The sequence below is a fragment of the Pseudomonas sp. GW821-FHT02C04 genome (genome assembly GCF_059421845.1).
In genome coordinates this window covers 96,305-109,936 of the sequence record NZ_JBWKVT010000006.1, presented here as the reverse complement: position 1 = coordinate 109,936, position 13,632 = coordinate 96,305, and the positions used below count along the sequence as shown (strand labels likewise).

At 59.6% G+C, this 13,632-nt stretch carries 15 protein-coding genes and 1 pseudogene; 8 read left to right on the top strand and 8 right to left on the bottom strand.

Going from position 1 to position 13,632, the window contains the following annotated elements; translation table 11 throughout:
- Positions 1 to 99: 99 nt before the first annotated feature.
- Together AC07VV_RS21325 and AC07VV_RS21320 are read left to right on the top strand one after the other, a co-directional pair.
- Positions 100 to 870, top strand: a pseudogene (locus AC07VV_RS21325) (PAS domain-containing protein); the annotation flags it as partial.
- Between the two features lie 9 nt (positions 871 to 879).
- Positions 880 to 1,419, top strand: a complete 540-nt coding sequence (locus AC07VV_RS21320; protein ID WP_371320920.1) for a methyl-accepting chemotaxis protein — start codon at positions 880 to 882, stop codon at positions 1,417 to 1,419.
- A 97-nt stretch (positions 1,420 to 1,516) separates the two neighbouring features.
- On the opposite strand, the gene AC07VV_RS21315 is transcribed toward AC07VV_RS21320, so the two are convergent.
- From AC07VV_RS21315 to AC07VV_RS21300, 4 genes are all read right to left on the bottom strand, one after another.
- A complete protein-coding gene (locus AC07VV_RS21315) occupies positions 1,517 to 1,891 on the bottom strand; it encodes a hypothetical protein (RefSeq protein WP_495037403.1) in 375 nt (124 codons plus the stop codon).
- A gap of 175 nt (positions 1,892 to 2,066) precedes the next feature.
- On the bottom strand, positions 2,067 to 2,633 hold the full coding sequence (locus AC07VV_RS21310; protein WP_495037402.1) for a hypothetical protein: 567 nt from the start codon (positions 2,631 to 2,633) through the stop codon (positions 2,067 to 2,069).
- Positions 2,634 to 2,785: 152 nt separating this feature from the next.
- The gene (locus AC07VV_RS21305) at positions 2,786 to 4,210 is read right to left on the bottom strand and encodes an MFS transporter (RefSeq protein ID WP_495037401.1); all 1,425 of its coding nucleotides are present in this window, start codon (positions 4,208 to 4,210) and stop codon (positions 2,786 to 2,788) included.
- Between the two features lie 125 nt (positions 4,211 to 4,335).
- On the bottom strand, positions 4,336 to 4,776 hold the full coding sequence (locus tag AC07VV_RS21300; RefSeq protein ID WP_096818211.1) for a PACE efflux transporter: 441 nt from the start codon (positions 4,774 to 4,776) through the stop codon (positions 4,336 to 4,338).
- 121 nt (positions 4,777 to 4,897) lie between these two features.
- Here AC07VV_RS21300 and AC07VV_RS21295 point away from each other — a divergent pair, with 121 nt between their 5' ends.
- On the top strand, positions 4,898 to 5,770 hold the full coding sequence (locus tag AC07VV_RS21295) for a LysR family transcriptional regulator (protein WP_495037400.1): 873 nt from the start codon (positions 4,898 to 4,900) through the stop codon (positions 5,768 to 5,770).
- 70 nt (positions 5,771 to 5,840) lie between these two features.
- Here the strand turns inward: AC07VV_RS21295 and gntR are convergent, their stop codons facing one another.
- The gene (gntR, locus tag AC07VV_RS21290) at positions 5,841 to 6,872 is read right to left on the bottom strand and encodes an HTH-type transcriptional regulator GntR (protein ID WP_495037399.1); all 1,032 of its coding nucleotides are present in this window, start codon (positions 6,870 to 6,872) and stop codon (positions 5,841 to 5,843) included.
- A 216-nt stretch (positions 6,873 to 7,088) separates the two neighbouring features.
- On the opposite strand from gntR, the gene AC07VV_RS21285 reads away from it, so the two are divergent.
- Positions 7,089 to 7,622, top strand: coding sequence for a gluconokinase (locus tag AC07VV_RS21285; protein ID WP_007951121.1), 534 nt, complete (start codon positions 7,089 to 7,091; stop codon positions 7,620 to 7,622).
- Positions 7,623 to 7,704: 82 nt separating this feature from the next.
- On the top strand, positions 7,705 to 9,057 hold the full coding sequence (locus AC07VV_RS21280; protein ID WP_096818205.1) for a GntP family permease: 1,353 nt from the start codon (positions 7,705 to 7,707) through the stop codon (positions 9,055 to 9,057).
- Positions 9,058 to 9,120: 63 nt separating this feature from the next.
- Here the strand turns inward: AC07VV_RS21280 and alaC are convergent, their stop codons facing one another.
- Positions 9,121 to 10,329, bottom strand: a complete 1,209-nt coding sequence (gene alaC / locus AC07VV_RS21275) for an alanine transaminase (protein ID WP_102621307.1) — start codon at positions 10,327 to 10,329, stop codon at positions 9,121 to 9,123.
- Positions 10,330 to 10,468: 139 nt separating this feature from the next.
- Here alaC and AC07VV_RS21270 point away from each other — a divergent pair, with 139 nt between their 5' ends.
- From AC07VV_RS21270 to AC07VV_RS21260, 3 genes are all read left to right on the top strand, one after another.
- A complete protein-coding gene (locus AC07VV_RS21270; protein WP_096818201.1) occupies positions 10,469 to 11,131 on the top strand; it encodes a LysE family translocator in 663 nt (220 codons plus the stop codon).
- 69 nt (positions 11,132 to 11,200) lie between these two features.
- Positions 11,201 to 11,695 (top strand): GyrI-like domain-containing protein, encoded by a 495-nt coding sequence (locus AC07VV_RS21265; protein WP_096818199.1) that lies wholly within the window; start codon positions 11,201 to 11,203, stop codon positions 11,693 to 11,695.
- A gap of 316 nt (positions 11,696 to 12,011) precedes the next feature.
- A complete protein-coding gene (locus AC07VV_RS21260) occupies positions 12,012 to 12,500 on the top strand; it encodes a GNAT family N-acetyltransferase (protein WP_495037398.1) in 489 nt (162 codons plus the stop codon).
- Positions 12,501 to 12,505: 5 nt separating this feature from the next.
- Here the strand turns inward: AC07VV_RS21260 and AC07VV_RS21255 are convergent, their stop codons facing one another.
- Both AC07VV_RS21255 and AC07VV_RS21250 read right to left on the bottom strand, forming a co-directional pair.
- Entirely contained in the window at positions 12,506 to 13,111 is a 606-nt protein-coding gene (locus AC07VV_RS21255; protein ID WP_493065985.1) for a pyridoxamine 5'-phosphate oxidase family protein, read from the bottom strand.
- Between the two features lie 17 nt (positions 13,112 to 13,128).
- Positions 13,129 to 13,614, bottom strand: a complete 486-nt coding sequence (locus tag AC07VV_RS21250) for a GNAT family N-acetyltransferase (RefSeq protein WP_085683640.1) — start codon at positions 13,612 to 13,614, stop codon at positions 13,129 to 13,131.
- Positions 13,615 to 13,632: the final 18 nt, after the last annotated feature.

The following is a 13,632-nucleotide window of genomic DNA, read 5'->3' as shown; positions in this document are numbered from 1 at the left end:
TGGAGGAATGCGTGTGCCTGTTCTGTGGAACGTAGTGGTGGATTCTGAAAGACCTGAACTTTCATCAAATCAAAAGACCGCGCGGAAGGTGATAGAGACATGTTCAACCTACATCACAAGGCTGACCTGCAGGAAATCGAACGCTTCAGTTGTGCCCTGACCGAAGCCAACGCCAAGTTGGAGGCGATCAGCCGTTCGATGGCGATGATCGAATTCACCCCTGACGGCATCGTTCTGGATGCCAATGACAACTTCTGCAAGACCATGGGTTACAGCGCCGAAGAAGTGCGTGGCAAACATCACCGGGTCTTTTGTGAAGAGGCGTTTTATCGCAGCGAGGAGTACGCCAAGTTGTGGCGTGACCTGGCCCGTGGCGAACCGATCAGCGGGACTTTCCTGCGCTTGAACAAAAGTGGTCGGGAGATCTGGCTCGAGGCCAGTTACATGCCGGTGTATGGCCCGGACAAACAAGTCAGAAGCGTGATCAAAGTGGCATCGGACATCACGGCGCGCGTGAACAAGGAAAAAGAAGAGGAAAGCATGCTCGCCGCCATCAGCCGTTCGATGGCCGTGATCGAATTCACCCCGGAAGGCAATGTGATCTCGGCCAACGAAAACTTCCTCAAGACCATGCAGTATTCACTCAACGAAATTGTCGGCCATCACCACAGCCTGTTCTGCCATCGCGCCGAAGCCGAGTCCGCGCAATACAAGGCGTTCTGGGCCTCGCTCAATCGCGGCGAATATCACTCGCACCGCTTCGAACGCAAGAACAAGTCCGGGCAGACCGTTTACCTCGAAGCCTCGTATAACCCGTTGTTCGACGCCAAGGGCCGGTTGTACAAAGTGGTGAAGTTCGCCAGCGACATCACCCATCAGATGACCACGTTGCAGACCGCTGCGGAATCGGCCCACAGCACCTCGGTACAAAACGACGCCTGCGCGCAAAAAGGCTCACAGGTCGTGCAGCAGACGGTGCAGATCATTCAGGACATTTCCCGCGACCTCAACGAAGCGGCACTGAGCATCGATGCGGTGAGCAAACAGTCGGACATCATCGGCACCATCGTCCAGACCATTCGCGGGATTGCCGACCAGACTAACCTGCTGGCACTCAACGCGGCCATCGAAGCGGCGCGGGCGGGTGAGCACGGACGTGGTTTTGCGGTGGTGGCGGATGAAGTGCGCAGCCTCGCGGCGCGGACCAGTCAGGCAACCCTGGAGATCGTCGATGTGGTGCGCAAGAACCATGAGTTGTCACTGAGTGCGGTGTCGAGCATGCAGTCGAGCCTGAGCCGCACCGGGCTCGGGGTGGAACTGGCGAACGAGGCGGGGGACGCGATCCGGGAGATTCAACAGGGTTCGCGGCATGTGGTGGATGCGATCAGTCAGTTCAATGAGACGTTGCAGTTGAATTGACGAGTTAAGGTGAAAGGGATATTCAACTAGTCTGAATGTGGCACAGAAAAAAGGGCAGTATCGACTGCCCTTTTCTGCTTATGGACTTCGGAAGCCGTCAAACGGGCGTGTGAGTGGCAATAAATTTACCCTTAAATTCAACGACGTTACCTTGGGTGTCGTTGAATTGAAGCTCGAACTTTCCTTCCTGCTTCAGCCTGTTTGAGCTGATTGTCACTTGATAAGTACCGCTGAGGTCTAAGAAGGCTACTGAGTTACGGAAGGTCGCTGTCGCGCCATTTTCACCCACAACGATGTCGTGAGTGCCCGGACCAAGATCCTTCCCGTGGAAAAGCCTAAAGTTCTTTTCCCTTTCAATAGCGTCGAAGAGTGCTTGCGAAAAAATGACGCTCGTTGAGGTGAATTGTTCCCCGATTGGATCCCCCTCAATAGAGAATTTACCGTCGCAATTACCGTTGTATTGGTTAGCCATGATGAACTCCTGTTCATTGCTTTGGTGTCGACAAGCACGGGATGTGCTCTCAGCAATATGAACGCAGAGTCAGCGAAGCTTTGGTACTGTCAGATCTGACAGGTAGAAAGCCTTTTTCGATGGGCGGTCAAGGTGAAGGAGGCACGAAACCCATACGGAGTTTCGTGCCATCTCACTAGAGAGACGCGAGGAACTTGTCTGCCGACTCGTCGCTGATCTTCGTCGAGTTGGCGTCCTGTTTGTTCTGCTTCTCGGCTTCGGCCAGCTTCATCTTGTCCTGCAGGCGATCGGCGATCTCTTTGCCGATGGCCAGTTGTTTCTCTGGCGGCATGGCTTTGATGTCGTCTTCGGTCAAACCCATTTCCTTGAGGATGCTGTCGCGCAGACGCTGTTCCGGCGACTTGCTCATGTAGTCCTTGAACTCGTCGGTGGCGGAAGTGCCGGTGGCCTTGGTCTGCGAAGCGTCAGAAGTCTGCAGGCCGACGCGGGTCTTGGCGAACGCTTCATCGACGTTGTCGCTGATGCGCGTAGCTTCGCTGACCTGCTGGGTGGCGAGTTGCGTGGCCGAGCTTTGAATCTGGTTGGTGGCGTCAGTGGTTTGCGCCTGTGTCTGGTTTTGCAGCGATTGCAGCATCGCGCCGTGGAGCCCGCCTTGCAGACCGGCAGCCGCCGAAGCGGTGGCGTCTTCGGTGATGCGCTTGGGCAGATGAATCAAATTCGCCTGTTTCGAACTGACCAACATGATGAAGGACCTTGTGGTAATTGCTGTCGGCGGTAAAGCAGCAATTACCGTGCCGTCAGAATAAGTCCCATGAATTCAGCAGGATAAGGAATTTCCAGTTTTCGGAAGCGGTCATCCTTTGCCGTCTGGCGGCAGAAGATGACCGTTGCCCGTCAGCGATGGGCGATGTTTTCCAGCGCCAGGTTGCGGGTGCGGGGGCCGAAATAACCGATGGTCAGCATCACAATCAACATGCTGACGACAATGAACGCCAATACGCCCGGCGTGCCGAAGTGGTCGAGGAACAGACCGATCAACAGGCTGCTGAACACCGTCGACAAACGACTGAACGAGTAACAGAACCCCACCGCCCGGGCGCGGATGTTGGTGGGGAACAGTTCGCTCTGATAGGAGTGATAACTGAAGCTCAGCCAGGCATTGCAGAAGGTGATCATCACCCCGCAGAAGATCAGGCCGAAGGCGCTGGTCTGCAACGCGAACAAGGTGCCGAAGGTCATGGCGCCCAAGGCTGAGCCGACGATCTGCCACTTGTTCTCGAAGCGGTTGGCGAATTTGACGAACAGCAACGGCCCGAGCGGGTAGGCGAGGGTGATGATGAACGCGTACATCAGGCTGTGAGTGACGCTGACGCCCTGACCGGAAAGCAACGCTGGCAGCCAGTTGCCGAAGCCGAAGAAACCGATGGCCTGGAAGATGTGAAAGACGATCAGCATCAGTGCCCGGCGCCGGTACGGTGGCTGCCAGATATCGGCGAAACGGCCCTTGCCTTCGACGTCGACGGCCACGGCTTCCGGCGCATCCAGTGGTTGACGGTGATCTTTCTCGCAGCGCGCCTCGATGCCATCGAGAATCCGGTTCGCCTCATCGAAGCGGCCATGCTGGGCCAGCCAGCGCGGCGACTCTGGCAGGCGTTTGCGTAGCCACCAGATGAACAGCGCAAACACCGCACTGGCCAGCACCACCCAACGCCAGCCGGACACCCCGAACGGCGCCTGCGGCACCAGCCACCAGGACATCAGCGCCACCGCCGGCACCGACAGGAACTGCACGAAAAATGCGAAGGCGAACGCCGAACTGCGCATGCGTTTGGGCACCAGTTCCGAGAGGTAGGCGTCGATGGTCACCAGCTCGATGCCGAGGCCGATGCCCACCAGAAAACGCATGCAGATGATCCCCAGCGCCGAACTCTGCACGCCCATCAGCACCGTGGCCACGGTGTACCAGACCAGCGCGAAAGTGAAGATCGCCCGCCGCCCGAAGCGATCCGCCAACGGACTGAGCAGGCTGGCGCCGAGAAATAGGCCGAGGAATGTCGCCGAGGCGAAGGCGGCCTGATCGGAGAAACCGAACACGCCCTGATTGCCGGTGGCGAAGATGCCGTCGCGGATCAGGCCGGGGCTGATATAGGCGGTCTGGAACAGGTCGTAGAGTTCGAAGAAACCACCGATCGACAGCAGCGCCACCAGCCGCCAGATCGTGGCGACCGCCGGAAGACGGTCGATGCGGGCGGAAACCTGTGCGGCGCGTATCGGGTCGATGCCATCGCTTTGCGCGGCGGCGGGGGCGTGTGCAGTCATGGGCCGATCCATTTTTTTATGATGGAAAAGCTTAGCCTGCTATCGGAAATCAAGGATTGTTTATATCGGCGGTTGGCATGGGAAAACCGCCGATTTCTTGCAATATCCGCTTACCAATTAGCGATTCATGCTGCGGGCACTGGATCCGGCAGCGCCGAGGCCGGCAAGCCGAACACCTTATCGAACAGCCAGTTGAACGCGAAGGTGTAGCAAGGGATGAACACGATCAGCGCCAGATCCAGCAGGAAGGCTTGCACCAGACTGATGTTCATCCACCAGGCGATCAGCGGAATCAGGAACACGATCAGCGTCAGTTGAAAACCGACGGCGTGGGCGATGCGGCGTTTGACCGTGCGGGTGCGTGAGACCTGACGACTTTCCCAGTGCTCGAACAGCGAGGTGTAGATGAAGTTCCAGGTCACGGCGATGGTGGTGATGATCACCGCCAGCGGGCCGGTGCTGCCGGGCGAGGTGCCGGACAACAGGGCCAGGCCGAGCGCGGAGAAGGTCATGCCGATCACTTCATAGAGCGACACGTAGACCAGTTTGCGTTTGACGCCTTGCATGGGGAATTGCCTCTTTCTTGCGACTTGTGGCCAGTGGAGCTGGCGAAGGCGACGAAAGATAGCTTCAATGGTGATGACAGAAAAAGTCAGTAGCTTTCAGTTTTATTGATAGGTAGATGATGTGAATTTCAACAGCGAAAGCATCGAGCTGTTTCTCGCCGTGATCGAGCGCGGCTCGTTTTCCGCCGCAGCCAGGGCATTGGGCAAAGTCCCGTCGGCGGTGAGCATGGCCATCGGCAATCTGGAGGCCGAACTCGGCTACCCGCTGTTTGATCGCAGTCACCGCGAACCGCAACCCACGGCGATGGCGCTGTCGCTGGTGCCCCATGCGCGACTGATCGCCGATCAGCTCAAGCAATTGCAGGTGCATGCGGTGCAGTTGTCGCTGGGGCTGGAGAGCAAGTTGTCGATCGGCGTGGCGGCGGATATCGATCGTCGACGGTTGTTGGCGGCCATCAAGGTGATCAGCGAGCGTCATCCGCTGCTCGACATCGAAGTGCTGAGCGCGCCGCAGGATGACGTGCTGGCGATGCTTCACAGTGGCCGGGTCAGCGTGTGCCTGGCGTTCGCCGGGTTGAGCGTGAACGTGCTGGAGCGGTTTCAGTTTGTCGGCAGTGAGCGGATGATCGCCACACTAGCGGCGGACAGTCCGCTGTTGCAGGGGCAGGATCTGTTTCTCGAGGATCTGGTGCATGTGCGGCAGATCGTCGTCGGCAGTCGCGACTTGCCGATCAGCGAAACCCGGCCACTGGTGGCCGAATCCCACTGGCGCACCGACAGCCTGGAGATGGCGTTGGAGATGGTCGAGGCGGGGTTGGGCTGGGGCAATTTCCCGTTGTCGGTGGTGCAGCCGTGGCTCGATTCGGGGCGATTGAAACGGCTGAATTTCCGCAACATCGAGAACGGCCTGGTGCTGCCGGTGCACGCGGTGTGGCTCAAGAGCCAGCCGTTGCAGAAGGGGGCGGCGGCATTGGTTGAAATACTCGGCCGGTGATCATTCCCACGCTCTGCGTGGGAATGCAGCCCGGGACGCTCCGCGTCCCTTCCAGAGCCGAACGCGGAGGTCAGGTGCTTTCGCGCACCTTCAGTTCGAAGCCCATGTCCTCGACCGGTCGCGCCACGCTGTTGCCGGCCATCAGCGTCAGCATCTGCTCCGCCGCACGTCGGCCGATGGCCTCGCGCGGGGTGTTGATGCTGCTCAGGCGCGGCACCATGTGTTCCGACATCGGCAGGTCGTTGAAGCCTAGGATCGCCACTTGCTCGGGGATCTTGATCCCGTTGCGTAGCGCTTCGAGCAGGGCGCCCTGGGCCAGGTCGTCATTGCCGAAGAAGATTGCATCGACGTCCGGATGCGCCGCCAGCAGTTGCAGGAACAACTCGCCGCCCAAGCCGACGGACGAAGAACGCGGGGTCAGCACTTCCAGATCCGGGTCGTAGCGACCGGCCTTCTGTAGTGCTTTGCGAAAGCCTTCACCGCGCAGCAGGGTGCGTTGATCGAGCTGCGCGCCGATGTATGCCAGACGCTTGCGGCCACGGGACAGCAAATGTTCGGCGGCCGTTTCCCCGGCGCTGAGCTGGGAGAAGCCGACGCAGTTCACTCCGGCGGCGCTGTCCAGTTCCATCATGTACACGCAGGGAATGTTACTGGCCTCGATCATCCGCCGCGAACTTTCGGTGCGGTCGAAACCGGTCAGCAGCAAACCCCGTGGCTGATAGGCCATGTAGTTGCGCAGCAGGTTTTCCTCTTCATCGCGGGAATAGTGGAAGTTGCCGATCAGCACTTCGAAGCCCTTGGGCGTGAGCACCCGATGAATGGCTTCCAGGGTGTCGATGAACAACAGGTTGGCCAGCGAAGGCACCAGGACCACCACCGAATGGCTCTGGGCCGAGGCCAGGGCGCGGGCGGCGGGGTTGACCACGTAGTTGAGTTCCAGCGCGGCTTTCTGCACTTTTTCCACCAGTTCGGTGGCGACGGTGCTGACCCCGCGCAAGGCGCGCGAAGCCGTAATCGGACTGACGCCAGCCAGCCGGGCGACTTCATTGAGGGTGGGACGGCCGGTGGTGCGGGTGTTTTTATCGTTTTTAGGGGTGGTCATCGGGCGGCTTGCCAAACAAAAATCAAGGCACTAAGGTAGCGCTGTCCTTATGCAGCTGCAAATGCGTAAGCGAGGTCCTGCCTGATCCTCGCTTTTTGGCGTTGGGACCCAACCTGCTGCAACCCAAAAAAACGACAAGAAGGCGTCGGCAATTTCTGCCTGTGCACTAGAGTCATAGTTAGCAAAGGTAGCGCTGTCTGCGCGCTGAGGTGTTTCATGAATCATCCCATCACCGCCCTGGTCATCATGGGCGTTGCCGGTTGCGGCAAGACGTGCGTCAGCGAGGCCCTGTGCCAATTGAGCGGCGCCACTGCCATTGAAGGCGATACTTTCCATCCGGCCGCGAACATCGAAAAGATGAGCGCGGGGATCCCCCTGAACGACGAAGACCGTGCCGGCTGGCTCGACAGCCTGTGCGATGAACTGCGCCGCGTCGACGCCCTGGGCGAACGCCCGGTGCTGACCTGCTCGGCCCTCAAGCACATTTACCGCGAACGTCTGCGCAGCGCCTTGCCGGGCCTGGGCTTCGTGTTCCTCGAATTGACGCCTGAAGTCGCCGCCGAGCGTGTGTCCCATCGTCCGGGCCACTTCATGCCGGCCACCTTGATCGAAAGCCAGTTCGCCACCCTCGAATCGCCCAAGGGCGAGCCGTTGACCCTGGCCCTGAATGCTTCGATCCACAGCGTTGAAGAACTGGCGTCGCAAGCCCACGTCTGGTGGCAGGCCCATGGCCTGAAACAGGCGGTATGAGTGTGATTGCGAAGATAGCGCTGTCCTTTCGACTTCTGATTAACCCGCTTTAATAACAACAACAAACCAGGAGACACCCCCAATGTTTGGCATGTCCCATGACGCCTACCTGCTGCTTGATGCAGTGGTCACGGTGATCGGGCTTATCGTCCTGATCACCAAGTTCAAGCTCCATCCCTTCATTGCCCTGACCATCGCCGCCGCGTTCCTCGGCCTGACGTCCGGCATGCCGATCGGCACCATCATCAAGGCGTTCCAGGACGGTTTTGGTGGCGTGCTCGGTTTCGTCGGCATCATCCTCGCGCTGGGCACCATGCTCGGCAAAATGATGGCCGAATCCGGCGGTGCCGATCAGATCGCCCAGACCCTGATTCGCGCGTTCGGCAAAGAGCGCGTGCAGTGGGCAATGATGTTCGCCGCGTTCCTGGTGGGCATTCCGCTGTTCTTCGAAATTGGCTTCGTGCTGCTGATTCCGCTGGTGTTCATCGTCGCTCGCCGCACCGGCGTGTCGATCATCAAGATCGGTATCCCGCTGCTCGCCGGCCTGTCTGCCGTGCACGGTCTGGTGCCGCCGCACCCGGGCCCGCTGCTGGCCATCGGCGTGTTCGGTGCCGACATCGGCAAGACCATTCTCTACGGTCTGATCGTCGCGCTGCCGACCGCCATCATTGCCGGCCCGATCTTCGGTACGTTCATCGCCAAGCACATCCCGGGTCATCCGAACCAGGAACTGGTCGATCAACTGGCCCGTGAAACCGATTCGGCCAAACTGCCAAGTTTCGGCATCACCCTGGTCACCGTGCTGTTGCCGGTGTTCCTGATGCTGCTGAAAACCTTCGCCGACGTGGCGCTGCCGGACGGTCATTTCTTCCGCACCTGGATGGACATGATCGGTCACCCGATCTCGGCGCTGCTGCTGGCGTTGCTGCTGTCGCTGTACACCTTCGGCGCCAAGCAGGGCATCGGTTCTCAGCAGATGCTCAAATGGCTCGACGCCAGCCTGGCGCCAACCGCCGCGATCATCCTGATCATCGGTGCCGGTGGTGGCTTCAAGCAGATGCTGGTGACCAGCGGTGTGGGCGACGTGATCGGCCACATGGCGGTCAGCGCACAGATCTCGCCGATCCTGCTGGCGTGGCTGGTGGCAGCGGTGATCCGTATCGCGACCGGTTCGGCCACCGTGGCGACCATCACTGGCGCGGGCATTGTGGTGCCGGTAGTGGGGATGATCCCGGGCGTGAACCGTGAGCTGCTGGTGCTGGCCACCGGTGCCGGTTCCTTGATCCTGTCCCACGTCAACGACGCCGGTTTCTGGCTGGTGAAGCAGTACTTCAACATGACCGTGGCGGAAACCTTCAAGACCTGGACCGCAATGGAAACCATCCTGTCGGTGGTTGCGCTGGGCTTTATCCTGCTGCTGTCGCTGTTCGTTTAACCTCGAACGCGAGACACAAAAAAACCGCAGCGATGCGGTTTTTTTGTGGGCGACATTCGCGAGTTACTTGGTGACCAGGCCATCCGCCCGGAACATCCCGCGAATCCCGCGTACGGCCTGACGAATCCGGTCCTGGTTCTCGATCAGCGCGAAGCGCACGTGATCGTCGCCGTACTCACCAAAGCCGACGCCCGGCGAAACGCAGACCTTGGCTTCGGCCAGCAGCTTCTTGGCGAATTCCAGCGAGCCGAGGTGCGCGTAGGCGTCGGGAATCTTCGCCCAGACGTACATCGAGGCTTTCGGGTTTTCGACCATCCAGCCCAGTTCATGCAGGCCTTTGACCAGCACGTTGCGACGCTGGCGATATTGCTCGGCGATGTCGCGTACGCATTGCTGATCGCCTTCCAGCGCAGCAATCGCGGCCACCTGTAGCGGGGTGAAAGTGCCGTAGTCGTGGTAGCTCTTGATCCGCGCCAGGGCGTTGACCAGTTCCGGGTTGCCGACCATGAAACCGATGCGCCAGCCCGCCATGTTGTAGCTCTTGGACAGGGTGAAAAACTCCACCGCGATGTCCTTGGCGCCCGGCACCTGCATGATCGACGGGGCTTTCCAGCCGTCGTAGACGATGTCGGCGTAGGCCAGGTCGTGCACCACCAGCACGTCGTACTGTTTGGCGAGGGCGATCACCCGTTCGAAGAAATCCAGTTCCACGCACTGCGCGGTAGGGTTGGACGGGAAGCCCAGAATCATCATCTTCGGTTTCGGGATCGAGCCACGAATCGCCCGTTCCAGCTCATCGAAGAAGTCCACGCCCGGCACCAGTGGCACCGACCGTACCTGGGCGCCGGCAATCACGGCACCGTAGATGTGAATCGGGTAGCTCGGGTTCGGCACCAGCACGGTGTCGCCCTGATCCAGGGTCGCCAGCATCAGGTGCGCCAGGCCTTCCTTGGAACCGATGGTGACGATGGCTTCGCTTTCCGGGTCGATATCGACCTCGTAGCGTTCCTTGTACCAGTTGGAAATCGCCCGACGCAGGCGCGGAATGCCCTTGGACGTGGAGTAACCGTGGGTGTCTTCGCGTTGTGCAACCTGCACCAGTTTTTCAACGATGTGCGGCGGCGTGGCGCCGTCGGGGTTGCCCATGCTCAAGTCGATGATGTCTTCGCCACGACGTCGGGCGGCCATCTTCAGCTCGGCAGTGATGTTGAAAACGTAAGGGGGGAGTCGATCTATGCGCGCAAAGCGGCGCGGCGAACCTTGTTCAGCCATTGTTGCCTCGGATAACGTAAGCGCCCGGAACCGTCCGAGCGACGCTGGTCACTGCGGTGACCTGTGGCGGAAGATAAGGGCAGCGATGGCAGACTGTCCAGCGTGCACGACAACAATTTTTTCCCAAGGAAAACGGTTAATGGAATTCACCAGCGGCTTCTTGCTGAGCCTTTCGCTGTGCCTGGACATCGGCGTGGCCAACATCGCGATGATTACCCTGGCCATGCAGCGCGGCTATTTTCAGGGCTTCGCGCTGGGCCTCGGCACCTGCGTCGGCGACTTGATCTACGCCGTTCTTGCCCTGGCCGGAATGACCGTTTTGCTGCAATACGAAACCGTGCGCTGGGTGTTGTGGATCGGCGGTTCGGCGCTGTTGATCTACTTCGCGGCGAAGATGATCTATTCGGCGATCCACCACGAAGCGCTGCTGGCGGAGACGGCGGAGGTCGGCCAGAACTCCCATCGCAAGGAATTCTTCCGTGGGATTTTTCTCGCCATGTCGTCGCCGAGCGCCATCCTCTGGTTCGCGGCGGTGGGTGGCACGTTGATCGCCCGTTCCGGTGGCGGCGGTCCTCTGAGTTCGGCGCTGTTCCTCGGCGGCTTCCTGTGTGCCGGGCTGTTGTGGTCGGCGGGTCTGTGCTTTGCGGCGAGCCATGGCGGCAAACTGCTGGGTGACAAACTGCTGCGCTATTCCTACATGGCATCGGCGGCGATCTTCTGCTATTTCGCGGTCTACGTGATCGTATCCGGTTATAACGAATTCGTCGGTTCCGGTGCCGTCGAGGCCCTGCACACGCTGTAAATGTGCGAATCGGGTTTGGCTTCTATACTCCCAGCCGAACCCACTTTTTTCGTTCCAAGGAGTCGAGTCATGGATGAGCAAAAACGCGTCGAAGTGGCTGAACCTCGCTTCGAACATGGACACTTCCTGCTGATTGCAGGTTTTCGCGATCGTTTCACCAAAGAGACCGTCCAGGACATCCCCGCGCTGTGGGAAAAACTGATCCCGCACATCGGAAATATTCCGGGGCAGAAGGGCGAAGTGACCTACGGCGTCTGCAGCAATTTCGACGGCAACGGCGGTTTCGATTACATGGCCGGGGTCGAAATCCGCAAGCTGGATGACTTCCCGCAGGAAAAGTATCCGTGGATCGAAATCCTCCCGCGCCAGTACGCGGTATTCGAACACAAGGGTTCGCTGGATCTTCTGCCGCAGACCATCGAGTACATCTACAAAACCTGGCTGCCGGCATCTGAATACAAGGGCCTCAACGCCCCGGAGCTGGAACGCTACAGCGCCGATTTCAATCCGAAAACCAATACCGGCAAGCTGGAAATCTGCGTCCCGGTCGAAAAGAAAACCTGATTGGCAACCGGCAGCGCGAACCTGTTTCGCGCTGCCGATCAAGCCTTACTTGCCCTTGATCCGTCGTGCCCGCAACAGGTCGATGCCCAGGGTGATGAAGCCGAAAAAGCTGATACCCAACACCATCAACAAACCGATTTCCATGCTGCTCATAAACTGTTCCCCTTCGGGTGATCAGAGACAGTGTTCAGGAATAGACCGTCCCGAATCCGAAGAAAAGCGCTTATACGCAGGCTTTACGCCCCCCGTGCAGATCGATATGAACACCTTATTCCTTTATCCTTGGCGGCCCTGTTTCCACTGATTTCGAGCTGCCATGAACACCGTCATTCGCCACGTCACCGCCGCCGACCTCGACCGCTGCTACGCCATCGAAACCCTCGCCTACGAGGGCGACGAAGCCGCGACCCGCGAGAAGATCGCTACGCGCATTGCCACCTGGCCGGACGGTTTCATCGTCGCCGAAGTGGACGGGCAGGTGGCTGGGTTCATCAACTCCGGCGCGGCGTTCGAGGTGCAGATGTCCGACGAGGCGTTCAAGGAACTGATCGGCCACGATCCGGCGGGGCCGAACGTGGTGATCATGTCGGTGGTGGTGCATCCGGACTATCAAGGCCTGGGCCTGGCCAAGCGTCTGCTGGGCGAATTCATCGAGCGCATGCGCGCTCAGGGCAAAGCGACGATTCACCTGATGTGCAAGGATCGGCACATCCCGCTGTACGCCGGATTCGGTTTTACCTACATCAAGCCATCAGAGTCCGACCACGGCGGGATGGCGTGGCACGAGATGATCCTGACCCTCTAAAGACTTCAGTAGAGCGTTTCACGCACCCGCGCCGGGGCCTCACGGTCGTAGGCCTCGGCATCGAACTGACCTTCGTTCAGGCGCTTGTGAAACGCACCCGCCGTCGGCAGCGCCGAGCGCGGTAGATGAGTTTGCGGATTCCACGCATCCGAACGCACAAACGCTTTCGAGCAATGAAAGAACGCCGCCTCCACCGTCACCAGCAACACCGTGCGCGCCGGTTTGCCGTTGACCGCAAAGCTCTCCAGCAACTCCGGATCAGCACTGATGGTTGCCGTACCGTTGACCCGCAACGTTTCGCCAATCCCCGGAATGATGAACAGCAGCGACACCCGCGGATCGTGCAGCACGTTGCGCAGTGTATCGATGCGGTTGTTGCCCGGGCGATCCGGCAAAGCCAGGGTGCGCTCGTCGATAATCCGCACAAACCCCGGCGCATCGCCGCGCGGAGAACCGTCGATGCCGTCGGCACCGACCGAGCTGACGATCACCAGCGGCGAAACCCGGACCATCGCCTGATAGTCCTCGTTGAGAAAGCCGATCTGCTTGCGTACCGCTCGTTCGTGAGGCAATCCGTAAATAGCTTCCAGTGCTTCGATTGAATCGATCATCGTTGCTCCCTCGACGATTAAAAGAACAGGCCCATGCGCCGCTCGTAACCAATGCGCCCCTTGTACGCTTCGCCGCTGTCGACGAAACCGTACTTGGCATACAGCGCAATCGCAGCATCGTTGTCAGCGTCCACCGACAGTTCCAGCCCTTTGATTTCCGGCCAGGCCTGGCGCGCAACGTCCGGCAGCGCCAGCAGGCAAGCCTTGCCATAACCCTTGCCCTGGGCCCGGTGATCGACCTGCAACGCATGCAAGGTTGCGCTGTGCTCATCGGCCCATTCCGGCAACACCGGCGGGCGCTTGAGCAGCAGGAAGGCCACCGGCACTTCCTCGGCCAGCAACGCAAAACCTTTCACGCCGGGGCCGGGTTTCGACAGCAGGGTGTGCAGGGCGCCGTGGATGTCGCCGGAGAATTTGATCTGCTCGGCGTGGATTTCAATGGCCTCGACCTGTTGGCGTTGGGTGGCGTTCAGGCTTTCGTAAGGCACGAGTCGGGCTGACACGGGAATTTCCTTTTTCCT

Bases quoted from the DNA above. Each gene is read 5' to 3' on its own strand.
- gntR (WP_495037399.1), bottom strand. From the start codon at position 6,872: ATGACCACCCCTAAAAACGATAAAAACACCCGCACCACCGGCCGTCCC.
- AC07VV_RS21260 (WP_495037398.1), top strand. From the start codon at position 12,012: ATGAACACCGTCATTCGCCACGTCACCGCCGCCGACCTCGACCGCTGC.
- AC07VV_RS21310 (WP_495037402.1), bottom strand. From the start codon at position 2,633: ATGTTGGTCAGTTCGAAACAGGCGAATTTGATTCATCTGCCCAAGCGC.
- AC07VV_RS21300 (WP_096818211.1), bottom strand. From the start codon at position 4,776: ATGCAAGGCGTCAAACGCAAACTGGTCTACGTGTCGCTCTATGAAGTG.
- AC07VV_RS21270 (WP_096818201.1), top strand. From the start codon at position 10,469: ATGGAATTCACCAGCGGCTTCTTGCTGAGCCTTTCGCTGTGCCTGGAC.
- alaC (WP_102621307.1), bottom strand. From the start codon at position 10,329: ATGGCTGAACAAGGTTCGCCGCGCCGCTTTGCGCGCATAGATCGACTC.
- AC07VV_RS21320 (WP_371320920.1), top strand. From the start codon at position 880: ATGACCACGTTGCAGACCGCTGCGGAATCGGCCCACAGCACCTCGGTA.
- AC07VV_RS21280 (WP_096818205.1), top strand. From the start codon at position 7,705: ATGTTTGGCATGTCCCATGACGCCTACCTGCTGCTTGATGCAGTGGTC.
- AC07VV_RS21255 (WP_493065985.1), bottom strand. From the start codon at position 13,111: ATGATCGATTCAATCGAAGCACTGGAAGCTATTTACGGATTGCCTCAC.
- AC07VV_RS21305 (WP_495037401.1), bottom strand. From the start codon at position 4,210: ATGACTGCACACGCCCCCGCCGCCGCGCAAAGCGATGGCATCGACCCG.
- AC07VV_RS21285 (WP_007951121.1), top strand. From the start codon at position 7,089: ATGAATCATCCCATCACCGCCCTGGTCATCATGGGCGTTGCCGGTTGC.
- AC07VV_RS21315 (WP_495037403.1), bottom strand. From the start codon at position 1,891: ATGGCTAACCAATACAACGGTAATTGCGACGGTAAATTCTCTATTGAG.
- AC07VV_RS21265 (WP_096818199.1), top strand. From the start codon at position 11,201: ATGGATGAGCAAAAACGCGTCGAAGTGGCTGAACCTCGCTTCGAACAT.